General features: G+C 63.9%; 14 protein-coding genes and 1 tRNA gene. 7 read left to right on the top strand and 8 right to left on the bottom strand.

Going from position 1 to position 19,378, the window contains the following annotated elements; translation table 11 throughout:
- Positions 1 to 446, top strand: a 446-nt coding sequence (locus V7116_RS19550; RefSeq protein ID WP_324393650.1) for a hypothetical protein, incomplete at its 5' end; no start/stop codon positions are given.
- An 89-nt stretch (positions 447 to 535) separates the two neighbouring features.
- On the opposite strand, the gene V7116_RS19545 is transcribed toward V7116_RS19550, so the two are convergent.
- Positions 536 to 1,312: a hypothetical protein gene (locus V7116_RS19545; RefSeq protein ID WP_324393649.1), complete on the bottom strand. Its 777-nt coding sequence runs from the start codon at positions 1,310 to 1,312 to the stop codon at positions 536 to 538.
- Positions 1,313 to 1,497: 185 nt separating this feature from the next.
- Between V7116_RS19545 and V7116_RS19540 the strand changes: the two genes are divergently transcribed.
- Both V7116_RS19540 and V7116_RS19535 read left to right on the top strand, forming a co-directional pair.
- Positions 1,498 to 1,737 (top strand): hypothetical protein, encoded by a 240-nt coding sequence (locus V7116_RS19540; RefSeq protein WP_324393648.1) that lies wholly within the window; start codon positions 1,498 to 1,500, stop codon positions 1,735 to 1,737.
- Positions 1,738 to 1,825: 88 nt separating this feature from the next.
- A tRNA-Gln gene (locus tag V7116_RS19535) sits at positions 1,826 to 1,897 on the top strand.
- Between the two features lie 124 nt (positions 1,898 to 2,021).
- On the opposite strand, the gene V7116_RS19530 is transcribed toward V7116_RS19535, so the two are convergent.
- Together V7116_RS19530 and V7116_RS19525 are read right to left on the bottom strand one after the other, a co-directional pair.
- Positions 2,022 to 3,500 carry an aldehyde dehydrogenase family protein gene (locus tag V7116_RS19530; RefSeq protein ID WP_324393647.1) on the bottom strand — a complete coding sequence of 493 codons (1,479 nt, stop codon included), beginning with the start codon at positions 3,498 to 3,500 and terminating at the stop codon, positions 2,022 to 2,024.
- 170 nt (positions 3,501 to 3,670) lie between these two features.
- Positions 3,671 to 4,537 carry an SDR family oxidoreductase gene (locus V7116_RS19525; RefSeq protein WP_324393646.1) on the bottom strand — a complete coding sequence of 289 codons (867 nt, stop codon included), beginning with the start codon at positions 4,535 to 4,537 and terminating at the stop codon, positions 3,671 to 3,673.
- A gap of 350 nt (positions 4,538 to 4,887) precedes the next feature.
- Between V7116_RS19525 and V7116_RS19520 the strand changes: the two genes are divergently transcribed.
- Positions 4,888 to 5,436, top strand: coding sequence for a hypothetical protein (locus V7116_RS19520; RefSeq protein WP_324393645.1), 549 nt, complete (start codon positions 4,888 to 4,890; stop codon positions 5,434 to 5,436).
- Between the two features lie 17 nt (positions 5,437 to 5,453).
- Here V7116_RS19520 and V7116_RS19515 read toward each other — a convergent pair whose 3' ends face one another.
- The gene (locus V7116_RS19515; protein ID WP_324393644.1) at positions 5,454 to 7,610 is read right to left on the bottom strand and encodes an MGH1-like glycoside hydrolase domain-containing protein; all 2,157 of its coding nucleotides are present in this window, start codon (positions 7,608 to 7,610) and stop codon (positions 5,454 to 5,456) included.
- A 198-nt stretch (positions 7,611 to 7,808) separates the two neighbouring features.
- On the opposite strand from V7116_RS19515, the gene V7116_RS19510 reads away from it, so the two are divergent.
- From V7116_RS19510 to V7116_RS19500, 3 genes are all read left to right on the top strand, one after another.
- Entirely contained in the window at positions 7,809 to 8,978 is a 1,170-nt protein-coding gene (locus V7116_RS19510; protein WP_324393643.1) for a L,D-transpeptidase, read from the top strand.
- Between the two features lie 528 nt (positions 8,979 to 9,506).
- On the top strand, positions 9,507 to 9,935 hold the full coding sequence (locus tag V7116_RS19505) for an OsmC family peroxiredoxin (protein WP_324393642.1): 429 nt from the start codon (positions 9,507 to 9,509) through the stop codon (positions 9,933 to 9,935).
- Between the two features lie 162 nt (positions 9,936 to 10,097).
- The gene (locus tag V7116_RS19500; RefSeq protein WP_324393641.1) at positions 10,098 to 12,176 is read left to right on the top strand and encodes a thioredoxin domain-containing protein; all 2,079 of its coding nucleotides are present in this window, start codon (positions 10,098 to 10,100) and stop codon (positions 12,174 to 12,176) included.
- A 100-nt stretch (positions 12,177 to 12,276) separates the two neighbouring features.
- On the opposite strand, the gene V7116_RS19495 is transcribed toward V7116_RS19500, so the two are convergent.
- From V7116_RS19495 to V7116_RS19480, 4 genes are all read right to left on the bottom strand, one after another.
- Entirely contained in the window at positions 12,277 to 13,770 is a 1,494-nt protein-coding gene (locus tag V7116_RS19495; protein WP_324393640.1) for a hypothetical protein, read from the bottom strand.
- 259 nt (positions 13,771 to 14,029) lie between these two features.
- Complete coding sequence (locus V7116_RS19490) at positions 14,030 to 15,541, bottom strand: hypothetical protein (RefSeq protein ID WP_324393639.1); 1,512 nt, start codon at positions 15,539 to 15,541, stop codon at positions 14,030 to 14,032.
- Positions 15,542 to 15,811: 270 nt separating this feature from the next.
- Positions 15,812 to 18,262: a tetratricopeptide repeat protein gene (locus V7116_RS19485; protein WP_324393638.1), complete on the bottom strand. Its 2,451-nt coding sequence runs from the start codon at positions 18,260 to 18,262 to the stop codon at positions 15,812 to 15,814.
- 277 nt (positions 18,263 to 18,539) lie between these two features.
- A partial coding sequence (locus V7116_RS19480; protein ID WP_324393637.1) for a hypothetical protein occupies positions 18,540 to 19,378 on the bottom strand: 839 nt, incomplete at its 5' end.

The raw sequence follows: 19,378 nt of genomic DNA, 5'->3' as shown, positions 1-19,378 counted from the left end.
TGCATTCCGCGCCCGGTGAGGCAAAGCTGGCGCAGCATACGGTTGATGCGCGCCTGGGCGATACGATTACGCTGATCGGATATGACATCGACGGCGCGGCGACCCCTGGCGGGCGGTTGGACGTAACGATCTACTGGTATGCCAGCGAGTACATCGGCAGCGATCTGAACAGCTTCCTGCATTTTTCGACGGGCGGGCCGCCGCTCGCGCAGGTCGATAAGCAAAATCCCGGCGATCTGATCGACTGGCCGACCGGCGGCTTCGTCCGCGATGAGTACGTGCTGCAACTGCCGGATGCGCTCGCGCCGGGTGAGTACCAACTGCGGACCGGGCTGTGGTCGTGTCCCTCCGGCGACTGCCCCGACGGGGGGCGGCTGATGGTGACGGACGCGGACGGCGAGGCGCTGGGCGACAGCGTGCTGCTGAGCACGATCACGGTGCGGTAGAGGGATACTGGGCTGAGGCTTGCTGAGAATCATAAGGAGCGCGGCTTTTCAGGTCGCGCTCCTTGATTTTGTGCCACGCTAAAGCGTGCTTATCCGGCAACGGCTTCCGTCGCTGCGGGCATCATCGCATCCGGTTCGGCGGTGCTCATGTCAGGGCTGGTTGGCTCGACGCCCATGCTGCCCATCAATGCAGCCACGAGATCTTCCGGTTCGCCGGCATATTGAATGGTGCTCGCCAGATCGATGATCTGCTGGTGGAACGCGTCGGTATATTCATCCGGCACGACAATGCTGATGATCACAACCGCGAGGCCGTCCTTCAACTCGTAGGCCACGATTGAGCCTTCGCTCAGCGAATCAGCGTAAGTCACCGAGGCAGCCTCAACGCCGCTGCTGAGTTCTTCGGTCTGGACCGCGCTCACGTTGGTGTTGCTGGCGAAGGGATCTTCGGTCGCCATCATGCCCGGCTCGGCGGTGGCTTCCGCAGCGCCCGGCTCAACGCCCGTGAACGAATAGGCGAACGCGCTGGCGAGATCCGACGCCGTGCCGTCCTGCGCCACCGGAATGCCTATCAGTTCCATCAGATCGGTGGGGATCAGCATGACCACCACGCCCTGCTCGCCGCTCTCCAACGCGCCGCCATTGATCAGCCGGTCCAGCGTTTCCGGTGAGCTTGCCAACTGGACGCCCGGCAGCCCGGTTTCCGCCGGAAGTTCTTCCGAATCCCACTCTGCCGGAGCCTGCAAGGTCAGCAGCCCGTCAGCGGAGGTAAAAGTCATCGTTTCGGGTTCTTCGGTTTGCGCGAATACCGCAGCCGGGGCAATAGCCAGGGCAACCAGTACCAATACGCTCAACACACGCTTCATTCCTGTACTCTCCTTAAAGCTGGGTTGGTATCTTCCAGAATATAGGGAAACGGCTTTGTTGAAGCCAACCTACGGCTGCCCGATGCTCGACGGCCCAAAGTGCCTATCCGAAGATGCGCTGGCCGGTTCATTTCCGCGTGGCGCACCTCCGGTAAGATGAAATTGAGAGATGAGGAGGTACTGGTATGGAACTCGCAGTTGGACTGTTGGTGATGGTTGCTCTGGGCGCGCTGCTGCTGGCGCTGTGGTATTACTCGCGCCGCAGCCAGGACTACCGCGTGGAAGATATCGCGCCGGATGGTGAGGAACTGATCATGGGCGAGCGGCTGGAACGCCCGGCCCTGAATCCCGACCAGCCGGGCGGCACGCCGGACACGGTTCGCGACCGCGCACGTGCCGGGGCAGGGCCGCACGACGCGCTGTAGCCGCGCCGCGAACGGCGGAAAATTGGGTTAATTTCCACAAAACACCCTTGTCAAGCGCCCCGTCGGGTGCTACAATGCAACTCGTCGATGGGGGATAGTTTAATCGGCAGAACAGCGGACTCTGGATTCGTCAGTCCTGGTTCAAATCCAGGTCCCCCAGCCTACAAAAACCCGCCTACTCAGGCGGGTTTTTTGATTCTTGCGCTCCTAATGCTGTCCTGTGGAAACAAAAAACCGCCCTCATTCGAGGGCGGTTTGACGCAAGCGAAGGGCGTGCTTGCGTTCTACAACTCGTCCACGATCTGCGCTTTTTGCAGACGGTTGCTGTAGTCCACGAAGACCGTCTTGATCTCGGTGAACTCATCGATCGCGCTGGTGCCCGCTTCGCGCCCGCCATTGCCGGTGTTCTTCGTGCCGCCGAAGGGCAGGTGCACTTCCGCGCCGATGGTCGGGGCGTTGATGTAGGTGATGCCCGTTTCCAGCATATCCACCGCGCGGAACGCCAGATTGACGTCGCGGGTATAGATCGACGACGACAGGCCATATTCAATGTCGTTGGCGATGCGGACCGCGTCTTCGAAGTCCTTGGCCTTGATCACGCTGAGGACCGGGCCAAAGATCTCTTCCTTGCTGATGCGCGAGCCGTGCTCGGTTTCGAAGATGGTCGGCTGGATGTAGTAACCCTTGTCGTACTCGCCGCCGGTGCACTGCTCGCCGCCCAGCGCCAGATTGGCCTCGCCCCTGCCGATCTCGATGTATTCCATGATCGAGTCGCGCTGGCCCTGGTCGGCCACCGGGCCCACGTCGATCCGTGGATCGAGCGGGTTACCGATCTTGAAATTGCGCGTGCGCTCGATCAAGCGGCCCAACACCTCGTCGTAGACCGGTTCGTGGATGATCAGGCGGCTGGTCGCTGTGCAGCGCTGGCCTGCTGTGCCGAACGCGCCGAACAGCACGCCTTCGATCGCCAGATCGAAGTTGGCATCTTCCATGACGATCTGCGGGTTCTTGCCGCCCAGCTCCAGCTCGACCGGCTTGAGGTGCTGCGCCGCCGCTGCGTAAATTTCACGCCCGGTCGGCACGCCGCCCGTGAACGAGATCGCCTTCACGCGCGGATTCTTCACGATCTCCATGCCCACGGAGCCGCCGCCGCCCGTCACGTAGTTGATGACGCCCGGGGGCAGTCCGGCTTCTTCGAGGATTTCGATCAGGCGCGCGACGCACAGCGGCGTCAGGCTCGACGGCTTGAAGACGATGGTGTTACCGGAGATCAGCGCTGCGCCGATCTTCCAGGTCGGGATCGCCATGGGGAAGTTCCAAGGCGTGATGCAGCCCACGACGCCGATCGGCTGGCGGAGGGTCATGCAGAACTTGTTGGGCAGTTCGGAGGGCGTTGTTTCGCCCAGCATACGGCGGCCTTCGCCGGAGATGTACTCCATGAAGTCGATGGCTTCCTGAACGTCGCCCTTACCTTCGGCAATGACCTTGCCCATTTCGCTGGTGACCAACTCGCCCAGCTCCTGCTTGTACTGGCGCATGAGCTGCGCCGCCCGCAGGAGGATCTCGCCGCGCTTGGGGGCAGGGGTACGTTTCCACATGGGAAAGGCGGCTTCGGCAGCATCGATGGCGCGGTGAACATCCCCGGCAGTACCTTTAGGGAAGGTTGCCAGCACCTTACCGTCGATGGGGCTGACGGTCTCGAATACCTGGCCGCTTTCCGAAGGAACCCACTTGCCGTTGATGTAGATCCCGTACTCTTTCAACGTAGTACCTCCTTATAAGCCTTTAAAGACCCATTATTTCTGCTGGCTGTGCGCCTGCGACCGCAGGCGACTGCCATTCATCCCACGCGCGGAGCCGGTTCCGGCCCGCCGCGCACGGGGCCAATAAACATCTATCCGTGACGATCACGGTCTATTCGTATTATACGCACTCACTCTGGACCGCGCGCCTCCGCGCCCGGCGCGCCCAGCCCAAGCAGCGACTCGCTGGCAGTCCACAACCGTTCCGCAGCGGCTTCGTCGTAGGAGAGCGCCGACGAGCGCGCAGGCTGGCTGTCGTAAAAATACTGGCCGGTGAGTCCTGCCGCGTCGGGTGAGGACGCGAGGTAAACGATCGTCTTCGCGCCGTCTTCCGGCCTGGACGCGCGCAGCCGCAGGTAGATCAGCTTGAGCGGGTTGAGCCGCGCCGACGTGAAGAAGCTGGTCCACACGTTGCCGGGATCGGCAGCGGTGACGGTGACGCCCGTGCCTGCCAGCCGCCGCGCCAGTGCATAGGTGAACCACACGTTCGCCAGCTTCGACTCGCGGTATGCCTTGCCGGGATCGTAAGCGCGCGCGTTTTGCAGATCGTCAAAATTGGGTGCGGCGTCGTAGTGCGCGCCGGAGGCCACGTTCACGATGCGCGCGGGGGCGCTGGCTTTGAGCGTATCCAGCAGCAGATGCGTCAGCAGGAAGGGCGCGAGGTGGTTGAGCGCGAACGTCATCTCGATACCGTCCGGGCTGGTGCGACGCTCCTTGAAGCGCGCGCCCACATTGTTCACCAGCACGTCGAGCCGGTCGTGCGCGGCGTGGAACTGATCGACCAGCGCGCGGATGTTCGTCTGAGACGCGAGATCCGCCTGCATGAAGGTGATCGCGTCGCTGCCGGTCGCTGCGCGGATCTTATCGAGCGCGGCGCGGCCTTTGGCGGCGTTCCGCCCCACGACGATCACCTCTGCGCCCTGGCGGGCCAGCGCCAGCGCCGTCTGGTAGCCGAGGCCGCCGGTTGCGCCGGTAACCATGCAGGTCTTGCCAGTCATGGGGAGGGAGGCTGCCGTCACAAGGGTCCGTCCTGTCTGCGTGTTATGCGCGGGTGCAAGGATCGTCCACTATGGCGTGATTGTAGCGCGGACGGTAAGCCCCGCACAAGCACACGTCGTGCGGATGGCCGGGGCGCGGGCGCGAGGCGGGGTGTAGTTCGGATTGGTGAGATGGGCGTGCGCGGATCCGTCGTTCATTCTGTGGCAGTCGCTCTGATATTGTGCTTTGGTAACGTGTTTCGCGCAGCTTTACGAAAGTCGGGTCATTTTTAAGGGGTTTTTGATGGATGGAGGCTTAAGATAGAGTTGAAACGAAATGATTTTTCTCTTTTTATGGGGGCAAACAAGACATGGATTCGTTCGCCGCTTTTGATCCACGCAGCGAGGTAAGTGGCGCTGCGCTGCTGTCGTTCTTTTACAGCCTGACTTCCGAAAGTATCATGCCGTACCTGGAGTATCACGGTCTGGCCGATATCAACCCTGATGGGTGGTATCCGGTGCAGGCCGCGCTGGACGCTCTGCACGACATCGCGGTCAACGATCCGAGCGCCATGTTCGACTTCGTGGGGATCGGCATTGCCGCGGCGGATTACATGCGGCTTCCAGATCATTACGATGACCTGGACCCGGCGCAGGCGTTGGAACACTTCAACGAGGTGCACCGGCTGAACCACCGGGGCGGCAGCGTGGGCGAGTACGGTTACGAAGAACTGGGGCCGGGCCACCTGCGCGTGTTGGCGTGCGTGCCCTATCCCGACGATCTGGTGTACGGCCTGCTGTACGGCATGTTGCGCCACCATCTGCCGCCGCAGACCTATTTCACGGTCGCCTATGACGATTCAACGCCGCGCCGCAGCCAGGGCGGCGAGGTGACAGCCTTCGATCTGCACTGGCAGTAAACGCTGATCCGCGCCGCTTATGATTCGATCGCGCCGGGGTCGTCTTCAGGCTCCGGCGCGCTGGTGTCGTCGTCGCTGCTTTCCTCCGCTTCCATGTCCACCGTGATCGTGCGCTCGACGCCGTGAATGTTCAGATTGCGGAACGTGGTGGGGCCCCACGGCGGCATGCGTGGCTCAAATGTCCCGCCGAGCGTGGGCGTGACCCCCGCGCCGCCGACCAGCATCGCGCTGGCGGCCATGCCGCTCCAGCCCTGTAAAAACGCGCCGGGCGGGAAGGGCGGTGCAAAAAACTCGACCGGGGTCAGCCATCCCTTTTCGAGCTGGACTTCCCACCACCGGCTGAGCGGGTAGCGCCAACCCGGATCGTCGCGTTCGAGCAGTAACTGCGCGTAAATCGCGTTCAGGTAGGGCCACACCGCGCCGTTGTGGTAGCGCAGCGGGTCTGCCGACTTGCCGAACAGGTCGGCACGCAGATGGTAGGGGGGCCAGCAGGCCATCACGCCCCAGTCGCCGTAATGCTGCTCGATGTTGTTGCGCGTTTCGAGACGGTCGCGCACGGCCAGCAGCACGCGGCTGGCCTGATCGGGATTGGCCGCGCCGAAGCGCAGCGCCATCAGGCTGTCCAGCGGCAGGTGATCTTCGAGGAAGGGCGATCCGCCGTAATCCCCGGTGCGACGGTAGTCCGCAAAATAACCGCGCTCGGCATCCCACAGGTGGATTTGCAGCAGCTCGCCGATGTGCTGGGCGTCGTGGTTGTAGGTCGCGGCGGTGTCGGGATCGTCCACGCTGCGCGCGATGGCCGAAGCAGCCAGCAGCGCGCCGTGCAGCAGCGCGAGATCGTACGTCACCCACTCGCTGCGCAAGACGTTGTCGGCCCAGTCGTTCGGGGCGCGATCCTTGGCCGGGGTGGCGATCAGACGGTTCAGGCAGTCGTGCGCGCAGGACCACAGCGTGCGCCCGTCCGGGACGTGCTCGTCCAGAATGCCCCGGTCGCCGGTCCAGGCGAGGTAATCGTGCAGCAGCAGCACGAAATAGGCGGGCGAATCCTGGTGATCGGAGAGCCAATCGGCAGCCCCCTCCTGCTCCTGGTCGCTGAAGGGCAGAATGGTCAGGTCGATGAGACCGCTGGGGCAGCGACCGTCACCGTGCACGCCTGCCGCCAGGGTCAGCAGGCTGCTGCGCACCCATCGCGGGCGGTAAGGCAGCAGCGGCAGGGCGGTCCAGTAGCTGTCGCGGAAGTAGGTTCGCGGCGGGTAGTTGTAGCCGGGTCCGGCCCACAGCCCGGCGAACCCGCTCGGCAGCTCCTTGTAGGACGACACGGCCACGTTGACGCACGCGGCGTACATGCTGCGCAGCAGCAGATCTTCGTGCTCGAAGCACCCGGCGAGCCAATCCGCGTAGGCGTCCGCGTCCTCGAAGGCGTCACGGTAGCCGGTTGGGTTGGCGCTGTCGCCCGCCGCGATCACGAACGGCAGCGTATACGTGCCGTTCGCGGGGACGAGGCCGCGATACTGCGCGCTGATGTCCGTCGCGCCGGGCTGCCACTGCGCCGGGACCGCGCCCGCGCGCAGCGTCGCCGTCAGGTCGCCGCGCGCGACGAAGCCATCGTTCACGGCGGTGATCTCCAGCGCTTTGGTAGAACTCGCGTGGATGCGTTTCTGATATTCGCCCACGAAGTTCAGCAAGCTCCAGCGGCGCGTGCCGAACAGGACGCGCGGCAGCGGATGCTCGCGCAGGAAGCGGTACATGCGCGCGGCAGGCGCGGACGGCCCAACGTGCACGACCGGCGTGCGCAGGTCGAACGTCGCCTGTATGCCGAGCGTAAACACGCGGCGCGTGCTGTCGGGGTTGGTCACCGTCCAGACCTGATAGAGCGCGGGCGAGTCGCCGTCGCAGGCCGTGCGCACGGTGATCCGCGCGCCCACCGCCGTGCCGGACAGCGTCCACGAGCGGCCTGCGGCTTCTGCGTGCTCCCACTCAATTTCCGCGCCATCGAGCCGCGCTTCGACTTTCCATCCGGCCAGGATGGGGATGCCTTCGGGAAGCTGGAAGCGCGTGATGTTCGCCTGCCCATCTACGGCAGCGTAGAGACGCGGATTGCCAAAGTCAAAATGAACATCGGGTGTGGGGTGTTCGACCTGGAGTGACGCATTGGCTGTAGGTAAGACGTGCATCCTCGCTCGCTTTCCATGTCGCCGCAACTTTCCCTCATTTTAACAGCGCCTGCCCACATGCGAAACACGAAATGAGAGAACAGCTTCCTGATCCGCACCTGGGGACCGTTCACAGTACGATTGTCTGACGCTGCGCCGTGGGGTCCGCAAACTGCGCTATCATAAGGAATACCCTGTGACATACCGGGACGAGGACACATGACGTTGTATCGTTTGATCGTGCCCCTTTTTATTGTGACCAGCCTGTTCGCGCCCCTGCCGGTGCACGCCGCTCAGACGGCGGCGGATGCGTCCGGCGCTGCTTTGAGCGATTCCGCTTCCGGCACGCTGCCGCAGCCTACAGCCAGCAGCGAGGGTCCGGCGATCACTGCGTTCCGGCCCATCGTGCCTGCCGACCGGTCGCGGCTGAACAGCGGCCACCCTGCCTGCGCCGGGATCACGATCGACGTGCTCAGCACGCCGGAATGCGACGCGGCGATGGCGGCCCAGCCCTATCCCGACGTGACGCAGATCCCGTTCGATCTGGGCGTGATCGCGGACGAGGACTTTATTTACTTCGACGCGGACGAGGTTCCCCTGTACGATGCGCCCGATGGCGACGAAATCGAAGTGCTCACGGCGGGGCGCAGCGCCTATGTCAACGTGATCCAGACGCGCGGCGATTGGGCGGAGATCCGGCCCGGGCGCTGGGCGTCGCTGGAACACGCGATCTACGCGCAGCCCTCCACGCTGACCGGGGTGATCGTCAACAGCATCCCTATGCCGTTCGCCTGGGCGATCTACGATCACTGCACGTCGCTGACGCCGGGCGCGTCACGCAACTGCACGCTATCCGGCTCGCTGGATCGCTTCGATCTGGTCAACATCTACGCGACGGTCACCGTGGGCGAGTGGGACTGGCATCTGGTCGGGCCGGATCAGTGGACCAACCAGAAGAACCTGAGCATCGTACATCCCACGCCGCCGACCGTGTTCGCGGGGCACTGGATCAGCGTGAGCACGTACGAGCAGAACCTGATCGCGTACGAAGGCGACTGGCCGTACATGGCGGCGCTGGTCTCCACGGGCGACATGGACGAGGAGAAATGGCGCACCGACGTGGGAACCTGGAAGATCGACCTGCTGTGGGAAGTCGGGCCGATGGAAGGCGCGGCGGGCAGCGACAATTTTTATTCGCTCGATCAGGTCCCCTATCACATGTACTTTAACTGGCGCGAGGCGCTGCACGGCGTCTACTGGCACAACAACTTCGGTTACTACTGGTCGCACGGCTGCGTCAACCTGACCGTCAGTGATGCCAAGTGGCTGTGGGACAACTGGATCCGCATGGACATGCCCGTTTACGTTTACGACGAAAAATTAAGTTAAGGGTGCAACTGTCGCCCTTACGAGGCCGGAAAACAGAGAGCCGTCCGTACGTTTTTTATTCTTTTTTATAAGATTTTGATCTGGGCAGAAATGCGCACCGCCTAGAATGATGTCAGATGCAAACGATGTGCATCTCCAAACAAGTGGTTGCGCAATTCGGGGACAGGCGTGGGGCCTGAGGGTAAGCTGCGTGACCGTGTCTGGGGGGATGAAAAACACACTGCGCTGTAAGTAGTGGGGGACAAGTCTCTAGCGGAGACAGTGGTGATTGTGGGACTTATCCACTCGGGCTGGGAGCCGCGAAAGCGCTTCATCGGAGTGGGGGAACGGACTACCGTTCCAGGAATAGACAGTAGGTGTGTTTTTCGACAAGACGCCGGGCGAACCTTCACCCCCGGCGTTTTGTTTTGCCCTGATCCGTTGTGTGCGCCGATCGGAGAGCCTTGCTGCTACAATCCACATTGAACCGTCTGCGCTCTGATCGGGCCGCAGACATCGTGAGGGGACGACGCAGCAAGGAGGAAAACTATGCCCGTCCGTAATGCAAGTGCAGTCTGGCAAGGCGATCTGACCGGTGGTAAAGGGTCGATGAAGCTCGGCAGCGGCGCGTTCGAAGGCGGTTACAGCTTCGGCACGCGTTTCGAAGAGGTTCCCGGCACCAACCCCGAAGAACTGATCGGCGCGGCGCACGCGGGGTGCTTTTCGATGGCGCTGGCGGGCGCGTTGGCACGCGCAGGCTTCCCGCCGGAGCGCATCTCGACCTCGGCCAAGGTTCACATCGACAAGGTGGAGACCGGCTTCAGGATCACCAAGATCGAGTTGGTGACCGAGGCGCACGTGCCCGACATCGACAACCTGACGTTCCAGGATACGGCGAACGCGACGAAGTCCGCGTGCCCCGTGTCGCAGGCGCTGGCCGCCGTGCCCGAGATTACGCTGGACGCCAAGCTGGTCTAGCCGCCATTCATACTGGCTCATATTGGCTTCATGGTCTCGCGCTGGGATGGGAAACCGCCCGGCGCGTTTGTTCGATCCCCGCACCTGTGACTCTCTACCTGGATTTTCTATAATTACATATAGCGTTCTTTTGACGTTCTCTTCACCTGGAAAGGCACACCTATGGCAAACCGCTTGCAGCACGAAACCAGCCCATACCTCTTGCAGCACGCGGAAAACCCGGTGGAGTGGTACGCGTGGGGAGAGGAAGCGCTCCAGGCCGCGCACGACCTGGACAGGCCGATTCTGCTCAGCATCGGCTATTCGGCGTGCCACTGGTGTCACGTCATGGCGCACGAGAGCTTTGAGAATCCCGAAATCGCCGCGTTCATGAACCAGAATTTCATCAACATCAAGGTGGACCGCGAAGAGCGGCCCGACATCGACGATATTTACATGCAGGCCACGTTGATCTTCAACCGGGGGCAGGGCGGCTGGCCGATGACCGTGTTCCTGACGCCGGACGGGCACCCGTTCCACGCCGGGACGTATTACCCGCCGGAGCCGCGCTATGGCATGCCGAGCTTCCGGCAGGTGATGGGCGCCGTGCTGGACGCGTTCCGCAACAAGCGGCGGCAGGTCGAGGAGACGGGGCGCACGATGGCTGCCGATCTCAGCCGCAGCATGTTGGAAGGCGCTGCGATGGAGCCGGATTTCCTCTCCGAGCAGCTTCTGGAGGACGCGGCGCTCAACCAGATCCAGCGCGCGGACCCCGTGAACGGCGGCCTGACGCGCGGCAAGCCTAAGTTCCCGAACCCCGTGAATCTCGAATACCTGCTGCGCCATCACCACGCGACCGGCGACGATCAGGCGCTGCAAATCGTGCTGCTGACGCTGCGCAAGATGGCGCAGGGCGGGCTGTATGACCAGCTTGGCGGCGGCTTCCACCGCTACAGCGTGGACGAGATCTGGCTGGTGCCGCACTTCGAGAAGATGCTGTACGACAATGCGCTGCTGGCGCGCGTCTACCTGCACGCGTGGCAGATCTCCGGCGAGGCGTTTCTGCGCGACGTGGTCGAGGACACGCTCGACTGGGTGCTGCGCGAGATGACCGCGCCGGGCGGCGGCTTTTACAGCTCGCAGGATGCCGATTCGGACGGCGTGGAAGGCAAGTATTACGTGTGGGGCGCGGACGAGCTGCGCACCGCGCTCGGCGGCGTGGTGGAGAACATCGACGCGCTGTTTGCGTACTGGGGCGTGACGCCGGACGGGAATTTCGAGGGCAAAAATATCCTGCACGTGGCGGATATGCTGGAACGTGTCGCGGTGCGGCACGGCCTTTCGGTCGAGCAGATGCGCGACGACGTCTCCGCCGCGAAGACGGTGCTGTACACGCTACGCAAGGAGCGCACCGCGCCGGGCCGCGACGACAAGATCCTGACGGCGTGGAACGGCATGATGCTGGCGGCGTTCGCGGAGGCGGGGCGCGTGCTGGACCGCGACGAGTACCGCGAGGTCGCGCACGCCAACGCGAACTTCTTGCTGGGCGAGATGGTCGGGCCGGACGGGCGGCTTCGGCGCACGCACCGCGACGGCCTCAGCCGGTTGAACGCCTACCTGGAAGACTACGCGCAGGTGATCGAAGGACTGCTGGAGCTGTATCAGGCGACGTTCGACATGCGCTGGTTTGCCGAGGCACAGCGGCTTGCGGACGTGGTGATGGACAATTTCCGCGCGGACGACGGCGGCTTTTACGACACCAGCGACAACCACGAAGACCTGATCGTGCGCCCGCGCAGCGTGCAGGACAACGTGATCCCCTCCGGCAGCGGACTGCTGGCGTATAACCTGCTGCGGCTGACCGGATATACGGGCGAGACGCGCTACGAGGACGCGGCGCTGGCGGTATACCGTTCGCTCGGCGGGTCGCTGAGTGAATATCCGTCCGCGTTCGGGCAGATGTTGATCGGGCTGGACCTGTGGCTGCGCCGCCCGGTTGAAATCGCGCTGATTGGCGATCCCGCGGACCCGGCGATGAGCGCCATGCTGCGGACCATACGCGGCAAGTACCGCCCGCGCGCGCTGGTGGCGCTGTCCTCGCGCGACGCGGGATCGGCGGCGGTTCCGGCGCTGCTGCGGATGCGCACCCTGCGCGACGGACAGCCCGCCGCCTACGTGTGCGAGAATTTCGTGTGCAACGCGCCTGTGATCAGCGCCGAGGCGCTCGCGGCGGAGCTGGATGGCGCACCCGCCGTGCCGTAGCGGACGCCAGCAAGAATCAAGGTACAGAATGCGCGTAGGGGCAGTTTGTGTATGACTGCCCCTACGGTCGTTTATATGGACGCGGGAAGAATCAGCGGGGCTACTCGATGCCCGCCGTGGTCAGTTTTTGCAGCACGAACTGATTCAGCGTATCGACCACGCCCTGCATATCCGCTTCGCTGGCGGTCGAGTAGGCGATCACCAGCGCCGTGAAGTTGAACCGCCCCGAATTGATCACCTGTCCGTAGACGGCCATCGTGCCGCACTGGTTCGTGAAGGTCCCCTGCGCGGTCACCACGCCGTTGGTGATGTCATACATCTGGAAGATACCCGTGTTCAGCCACGCCTGCCGGATGCCCTCGTCGGCCAGATACGCCTGGGCGTGCGCTTGCGTATCGTACACGGCCACGTCGCTTTCGACGGACAGCCCGGCGGTATCGGGGCAGGCGTCGCCCGTATCCCACACGTACGTCACTTCGCCCAGCAGGTTGTTCGCGGCGCTGGCCTGCTGGACCGCCGTCGCCAGCTCGGTCATGCCGAGGCTCTGAAGATCCGTGACCAGATCCTCCGCCGTAAAGATGCCGGTCAGCTCGGTGTCGAGCACGAACGGCGGCTGCGGCAGCGCCAGCTCGTCAATGGTGGGCATGATGGCGTCGATTTGCTGGAGCGTATCATCCCCGCTGGGATACGTGGCGGGCGTGGCCGTTGCGCCGAAGGTGAATCCGCTGGAGGTGGGTTTCGGCGTTGGCTGGGCCGGGGTGGTGGGCAGCGCGGCTTCGGTCGGCGCGGCGACGACTCCACCCGTGGGCGTCGGTTCGAAGCCCGCCGGGTTGAGCGCGTCTACCTTGGCGACGAGGATCGGCGCAAGCTGGCCGAGCAGATTTTCCACCAGGGCCTGGTCGGTCGCGGCGTTCACCGTGACCGAGGCGCTGATCAGGAGGCCCTGATAATCAAAATTCAGGTTGTATTCCGTCTCCGAATCGAAGCAGGTCGCGGTGGCGGGCATGCTGGTCAGCCAGCCGTGCACCCCGGCCAGATCGGACTGCTCGGTTGTGTAGCCGACCGTCTGGTAGACCAGGGGCAGGCGCGGATCGTCGATGAAGGCGCGTGCCAGATCGACGCCCGCAAGCTGTCCGACTTCGCTGTACAGCTTCGAGACGGGCAGGCTCGCGTCGCAGGCGGTGTAGGCCACACCGATGGAGACCAGCCAGCCGTATTCGTCCGAGATCGCCTGCATAGTGTCCGCAAGATCGGCGGATGCCGGGCGAATCTGCTCGATCAGGTCCGGCAGGTTGTAGGTCGAAACTTCGCGGTTGGCGGCGAACTGCGCCGGGACGTCCTCGGGAGCCAGGTTCAGCGCTTCGAGGTCCGCGTCCCCCAGCACCGGAAGCCCGCCCGGTCCAGTCTGGGCAGGGGTGTCGGTGGGGGCGGCACTGGCAGGCGTCGCGGTGGCGATGGTAAGCCCGCCCAGACCGCCCGGTGTGGGGCTGGCCTGTTGGCGCGCATCTGCAATCCCCACCGGGAGGGCGGTCAGTGCCAGCAGCCCGGCCAGTAATCCTACGCTCAGTACAGCCCAAAATGTTTTCGTGCGCATTCGTCTAACTCCTTGTGCAAGTAGGGCGGTTCACTTTGTCGCAAAGACAAAACACCTGTGCCGCCAGAACGGCATCTATCGATCGGGTGCGGGTGAGGCTACGGCTCGTTTGTCGACGGTGATGGTTGGGCCAGGGATGCGAGAACCGCGTCTGGCTAAGACGCCTGATCAGAGTATAAGCACAAAGAAGAAGCCAGTCGAGAGGGTAGGCGCGCAGCCGCAGCGTGCCCCGGCTGCGCGCGGTGTATCGATCCGGCGGCTACTGGATGCCTGCCGCGTTCAGCTTTTGCAGGACGAACTGGTTGAGCGTGTTGGCGACGCCCTGCATGTCGGCGGCGCTCACGTTCGTGCCAGCGGTGACCGTGGCGATGAGGTTGAAGCGGCCCGTGTTGATCACCTGCGTATACGACGTGACGTCAGACCAGAAATCACACTGGTACACGCCCGCGCGGGTTGCCGTGACGACACCACTGCCGATCTGGTAGGCGTCGTATATTCCGGAACTCTGCATCAGCATCCAGAGACTGCTGCTGGCGAGCGCGCTCGACGCGCCCGCGGCGCTGTCGTAGATTTCGACAACGCTGCTGACTTCGTAGATCTCCGTGATGCGAGAACAATTTTGGCCGACGTTCCAGGTCGTCGTCACCTTACCCGCGAGTCCATAGGTATCGCGTTCGGTCTGGTAGACGATGCCCGCCATCGCGTCCGGACTGGGATTAAAGAACTCGTCCGTGTTGCTGTACCCGGAAGCCTCACTGGCTACCTCAAGCAGTTCGTCTACGGTCACGATGCCGGTGCGCGTCGCGTCGATCCGGTACAGGGGCTGGGGCAGTCCCAGTTCGTCGAGGGTGGGCGCGGCTGCTTCGATCTGCCGGAAAGCCGGATCGGTGCCTGCTGCGAGGGGTGTGGCGGAGGCTGCCGCCAGCAGTCCGCCTTCCAGCGGGGCTGCCGCGGGTTGTGCAGGTGCCGTTGGCTGTGCGGGGACGGTTGGAAGCTGCGCAACCGCTTCGGTCGGCGCGAGGACGGCGGGCGCTTCTTGCGGCCCGGACAGCGCAGCGATACGGTTGAGAATGGTGCCTATCAACTGATTCAGCACGTTGCTGACCAGTGTGTTGTCGGTTCGTTGGTCCATTTGGAGCACAATCCGAACCAGGAAGCCGTCTTTAACGAACATCAGGCTTGTGGCAGTTTCGGCGTCAAAGCACGAGGCCGAAGGCGGGGTCCAGGTAATTTCGATCGCGTCCACATCGCTCACCGACGTGAGGCGCGCATCCGTATTCACATAGATGCCAATCACGCGCGGATCGGTGATGAAGTCGGCAGGGGATGCGGGTCCGGCGAGCGCTGAGACTTCGCTGTAAATAAACGCGAAGGGAATGGTCGGATCGCACAGGCTGGCATACGACACGATCGCCGTGTTCCAGCCGTAGTCGTTCACCACGTCCTGAATGTCATCCACCTTGGTCGGGTAGTTTTCGCGCAGCTGCTTGGTGGCGTCGCTGAGCTTGCCCGTCTGGTATCCGGCGGTAAACTGCGTTGGGACATCTTCCGGCCCCAGCACGAGGGTTTCGAGAACGCTGTCGCTGACTGCTGACCCTGCCGCCGGGGCGGACGTGTCGCCGGGGGGTGTGGCCGTGGGAATGCTCCAGCCGCTGCCGGGCGTTGGGGTCGCGTTTTGCTGCGCGGTGACGCTGCCGACTGGCAGTGATGCCAGAACCAGCGCGCCCACCACCGCGATACAGAGCACGGCCCAAACTGTTTTGTGCTTCATACTCCTGATCTCCTTACATAAACGACACAAAAGCGGCCCAAATCCGCTTATGAACGGGCCTTTTTAGGGTGAAAACTGTATGCGTGCTGGGTGATTCCGGCGCGCCGAGGAGATGAGGAGCAGTGACGCTGGCGTGCACGGTGGGGGCGTGCGCCAGGAGGCGGCGACTCGCGCGGTGCGTTGAGCGGAAGTATACGCGCGGATGGATATTCTGGCGAGGAATTGGAAGGGCGGTGCGGGCGGTGTGATGGTCGCCCGCGCCGGGCGTTTTTATCCGCTGGGAGTGGTCGCGGCGGTCGTGCCGTAGAGGGTGCGGTACATGCCGTAATTTTCGTAGATGCGGCGCACGTAGGCCTGTGTTTCGTCGAACTCGATGGTCTGGACGAACAGGTCCAGGTCCGGGCCGGAGATGCTCAGCCAGTTCATCGCGTTGCCCGGCCCGCCGTTATACCCGGCCAGCGCCGCGTAGGGCTGGTTATCGACCAGATCGAGGACGTAGGACAGGTAGTACGTGCCGAAGTGCACGTTGATGTACGGGCGGTAGACGTCGCTGTTCTGGTAGTTGGGCCATTCCAGTTGGGTTGCGATCCATTCGCCCGTGTCGGGGATGATCTGCATCAGGCCCTGGGCGGCGGCGTAGGACGTGGCGAAGCCCTCGAACAGACTTTCCTGCCGGATCAGTGAAAAGACCAGCAGCGGATCGAGTTCATATTCCTGCGTATTGGGCAGCACGAGGTCGCTGTAGTAGGCCGGGTAGCGCAGCCGACCGATCGCGGGCGGGACGCTGAGCGTGTCCACGTCGGCCAGCGTGATCAGGCGCGCGGCGGCCTCGATCGAGAGGCGGTACAGGTTCTCGTCGCGGAAGAAAATCGCCAGCTGGTACAGCGCCAGCGGATCGTCGTTGTAGGCTTCGCGCAGCGCGCTGAGTTCTTCTTCGGCGTCCGAATAGGCGGTGACGGCCAGCAGTTCCTGCCCGCGAATCATGCGCGGATCGGCGCGCAGGGTGTCGCTGAGCGTATACAGCGTGCCTTCTTGCGTGATGTTGAACGTAGTGCGGAGCCAGTCTTCGGCAGCGGCGAGTTCTGCGCCTTCATCGAAGGTAAGCGTATAGCTGGCGGGCGGCGCGAACGGTTCGCGCCCGGCGAGCAGATCTTCGGCGCGCAGACTGTAGTAGCCGCCGGGGTCCGCTGCTGCCGCGGCCTGGAACGCCTGCCGCGCAAGGTCGTCTTTGCCATCCTGCTGGTACAGCCGCCCGACCCACAAATAGCCCATCGCCTGATTTTCGCCGATAGCGGTGGCGGCAAGCTGGCTGTACATCTGGCTGGCGCTGGCCGTATCGCCCTGGCCGGTCGCCAGGGTCGCGCCCATGATCAGCCCTTCCTGCGCCCATTCCGTGCCGGGGAACATCTGGCCCAGGATGTCGAAGGTCGCCAGCGCGCTCGCCACATTGCCCTGCTGGCTGTAGAGATAGCCCGCGCGCCACAGCGCTTCCGCGCCCTGCGCCACGTTGGGATACTGCGTCGCCAGCGCGCTGTATTTCTGAATCGCTCCGGCGGTATCGCCGCTCTGGAACAGCGTGCGGCCCTGTTCGAGCCACGCGTCTCCGAACGCGGAATCGTCGGGATAATAGTCGATCACGGTCTGGAACGTGGTCAGCGCGGCCTGCGGATTGCCCACCGCGCGGTACGACTGGCCGAGCATCAGCAGCACGTCCGCCGGGGCGATGCCGCTTTCGCTGGTGTAGTTGTTGAAGGCCTGGATCGCGGCCTGATAGTCCTCGTTGGCGAAATAGATCTTGCCTTGCTGGAGCGAATCGATCGCCAGCCCCGCGTCGAGCAGAGTTTGCAGCGCGCTGTAGGCCGAATAGGTGTCGGGATAATCGCGCACGATACGCTGCAAGCGCTGGTGCGCCCCGCCGATGTCGCCGTTCGACAGCTCGACCTGCGCCGCCTGAAGCTCGATGCTGGCACGGTAGGGCGCGTTGTTCGCTTCGGCCAGGATCGAGTCGTACTGCTGGATGGCGAGGGCGGGCTGCCCCGCGTTGAGGTAGCTGGCGGCGACGCGCTCGCGCAGCGCCATGAGCGGGGCGAGGGCGCGCGTCGCTTCGGCGGCCTTCGCATAGGCACCCAGGGCCTGATCGGGCTGGCTCAGGGCGAGGTACGCATCCCCGATGCGCTCGTAGGCGTAGCTGTCGATCACGCCGGGCCGCAGCTCAAGGTACTTGTTGAAGTCATCGATCGAGAACTGCCACTCGCTGACGCCCTGGTAGGCGTCGCCGCGCAGGAAATAGGCATGCGCGATGCGCGGATCGTCGGGAAACTCGCGGATGAACTTGGTCAGGGCCAGCGTCGCGCGCTGGTACAGCCCTTCGCGCAGGGCAGCTTCGCCCAGGCCGTAGGCGGCGGAACTGCGCAGCGAGGACTCGGCGGTGTCGTCGGCCAGGACGCCCTCGTACATCGTGACGGCGGTTTCGTAGTCGCCGTTGCGGAGCGCGATCTTCGCGTCTTCGACGGCTTCCTGCGGCGGGGTGGTCGGCGTGGGCACGACGTGCGGCGTGGGCGTGACGTAGGGCACGGTTGGCTCGCCGGTAGGCGGGACGAGCAGCTGGTTGGGCGTGGCGGTCACCACGATCACTTTGTCGCTGCGTGAAAAATTACAGCCCGCGCCGCTGAGCACGACTGCGAGCAGAACCAGAGCGAGAAGCGCGTGTCGTTTCGTCATGCGTGCGATTATCCTGAAGCGGGCGATCCTTGTCAACACGACCAAAGTCGCGGATAGCCATTAGCCGTTAGCGGTTAGCTGTTGGCGATTAGCCTAAAAGGGAAAAGCAACCGCGACCTCACCCCCGGCCCCTCTCCAATCTGGGTTGGAGAGGGGAGACAGGCGGTTTCAACGGGTTTTGTAGGGGCGGGTTTCTAACCCGCCCGGTCTTTTCTTATTTCGGAATCTACACGTCAAAGAGCGTCTATACGCCCTACGTCTTGTGCCCGCGTTTCTGCTAACCGTTATCGACAATTAAATGCACGTCCGCGCCGAACTGCGCGCTGCCATCCGGGCCGGGCGTCTCGAAGATCGCGTTGACGCCGCGCACGCTGTCGTACAGGCCCACGTCCAGCGCCAGCGGACCTTGCGCATCCGCCGGGACATCGAACGCAAAGCGGTGCAGCATGAGATCTTTTAGCTTCCACATCACGCCGGGGATCACCGCGCCGCCGGTATTGACCACCTGCGCGCCGGTCGCGTCGGTGACGTGCGCGTAGGGGCCAAACGCCCACACGCCGCGATCCGGCTCGACCGTGTCGATGTGCCAAACCAGCGCCAGCGTAACGTGCGCGCCGGGCGCGAGATCGCCATCCAGCGACCAGCCAACCAGCCGCGCGCCGATGTCAGAGGACGCATCTGCCGGATGATCGGGCGTGACGTCCTCCGGCACGGCGCGCCACAGATCGATCCGCACGCCGTCGCGCAGCACGAGCGGATCGCCTACCCGCTCCCCGACAATGGGGACGATGGGCGGAACGTCGCCGTCCGCGCGGAAGCCGAGGTACAGCCCGCCCGCGGGGGGAATCAGCATGGCACGATCGTGCTGCATGAGGCGCTCCATGCGCACCGGCTCCCCGATCAGCGTGCCGGGCGTCCACGGATCGACGTCGCCGTACACGGCCACGCCGGGCTTCCAGGCGTCGCGCAGACGGTCGCCCAGGTCGCTCGCTTCGGCCAGTGGCAGGGTGGGCACGTCCTCGCCGGGATGCGCCGCCGAGTCCTGCGCGAAGCGCACCGCGTTCAGCCCGCCGATGGCGCCTGTGCCGATCACCGCCGCCGCGACCAGCAGCGCCG

It is taken from the genome of Aggregatilinea sp., assembly GCF_036822615.1.
GTDB lineage: Bacteria > Chloroflexota > Anaerolineae > Aggregatilineales > Aggregatilineaceae > Aggregatilinea.
Note: the sequence above shows the minus strand (reverse complement) of the source record. Positions and strands in the feature narration are given on the sequence as shown.

Bases quoted from the DNA above. Each gene is read 5' to 3' on its own strand.
- V7116_RS19545 (WP_324393649.1), bottom strand. From the start codon at position 1,312: ATGAAGCGTGTGTTGAGCGTATTGGTACTGGTTGCCCTGGCTATTGCC.
- V7116_RS19540 (WP_324393648.1), top strand. From the start codon at position 1,498: ATGGAACTCGCAGTTGGACTGTTGGTGATGGTTGCTCTGGGCGCGCTG.
- V7116_RS19525 (WP_324393646.1), bottom strand. From the start codon at position 4,537: ATGACTGGCAAGACCTGCATGGTTACCGGCGCAACCGGCGGCCTCGGC.
- V7116_RS19520 (WP_324393645.1), top strand. From the start codon at position 4,888: ATGGATTCGTTCGCCGCTTTTGATCCACGCAGCGAGGTAAGTGGCGCT.
- V7116_RS19515 (WP_324393644.1), bottom strand. From the start codon at position 7,610: ATGCACGTCTTACCTACAGCCAATGCGTCACTCCAGGTCGAACACCCC.
- V7116_RS19510 (WP_324393643.1), top strand. From the start codon at position 7,809: ATGACGTTGTATCGTTTGATCGTGCCCCTTTTTATTGTGACCAGCCTG.
- V7116_RS19505 (WP_324393642.1), top strand. From the start codon at position 9,507: ATGCCCGTCCGTAATGCAAGTGCAGTCTGGCAAGGCGATCTGACCGGT.
- V7116_RS19500 (WP_324393641.1), top strand. From the start codon at position 10,098: ATGGCAAACCGCTTGCAGCACGAAACCAGCCCATACCTCTTGCAGCAC.
- V7116_RS19495 (WP_324393640.1), bottom strand. From the start codon at position 13,770: ATGCGCACGAAAACATTTTGGGCTGTACTGAGCGTAGGATTACTGGCC.
- V7116_RS19490 (WP_324393639.1), bottom strand. From the start codon at position 15,541: ATGAAGCACAAAACAGTTTGGGCCGTGCTCTGTATCGCGGTGGTGGGC.
- V7116_RS19485 (WP_324393638.1), bottom strand. From the start codon at position 18,262: ATGACGAAACGACACGCGCTTCTCGCTCTGGTTCTGCTCGCAGTCGTG.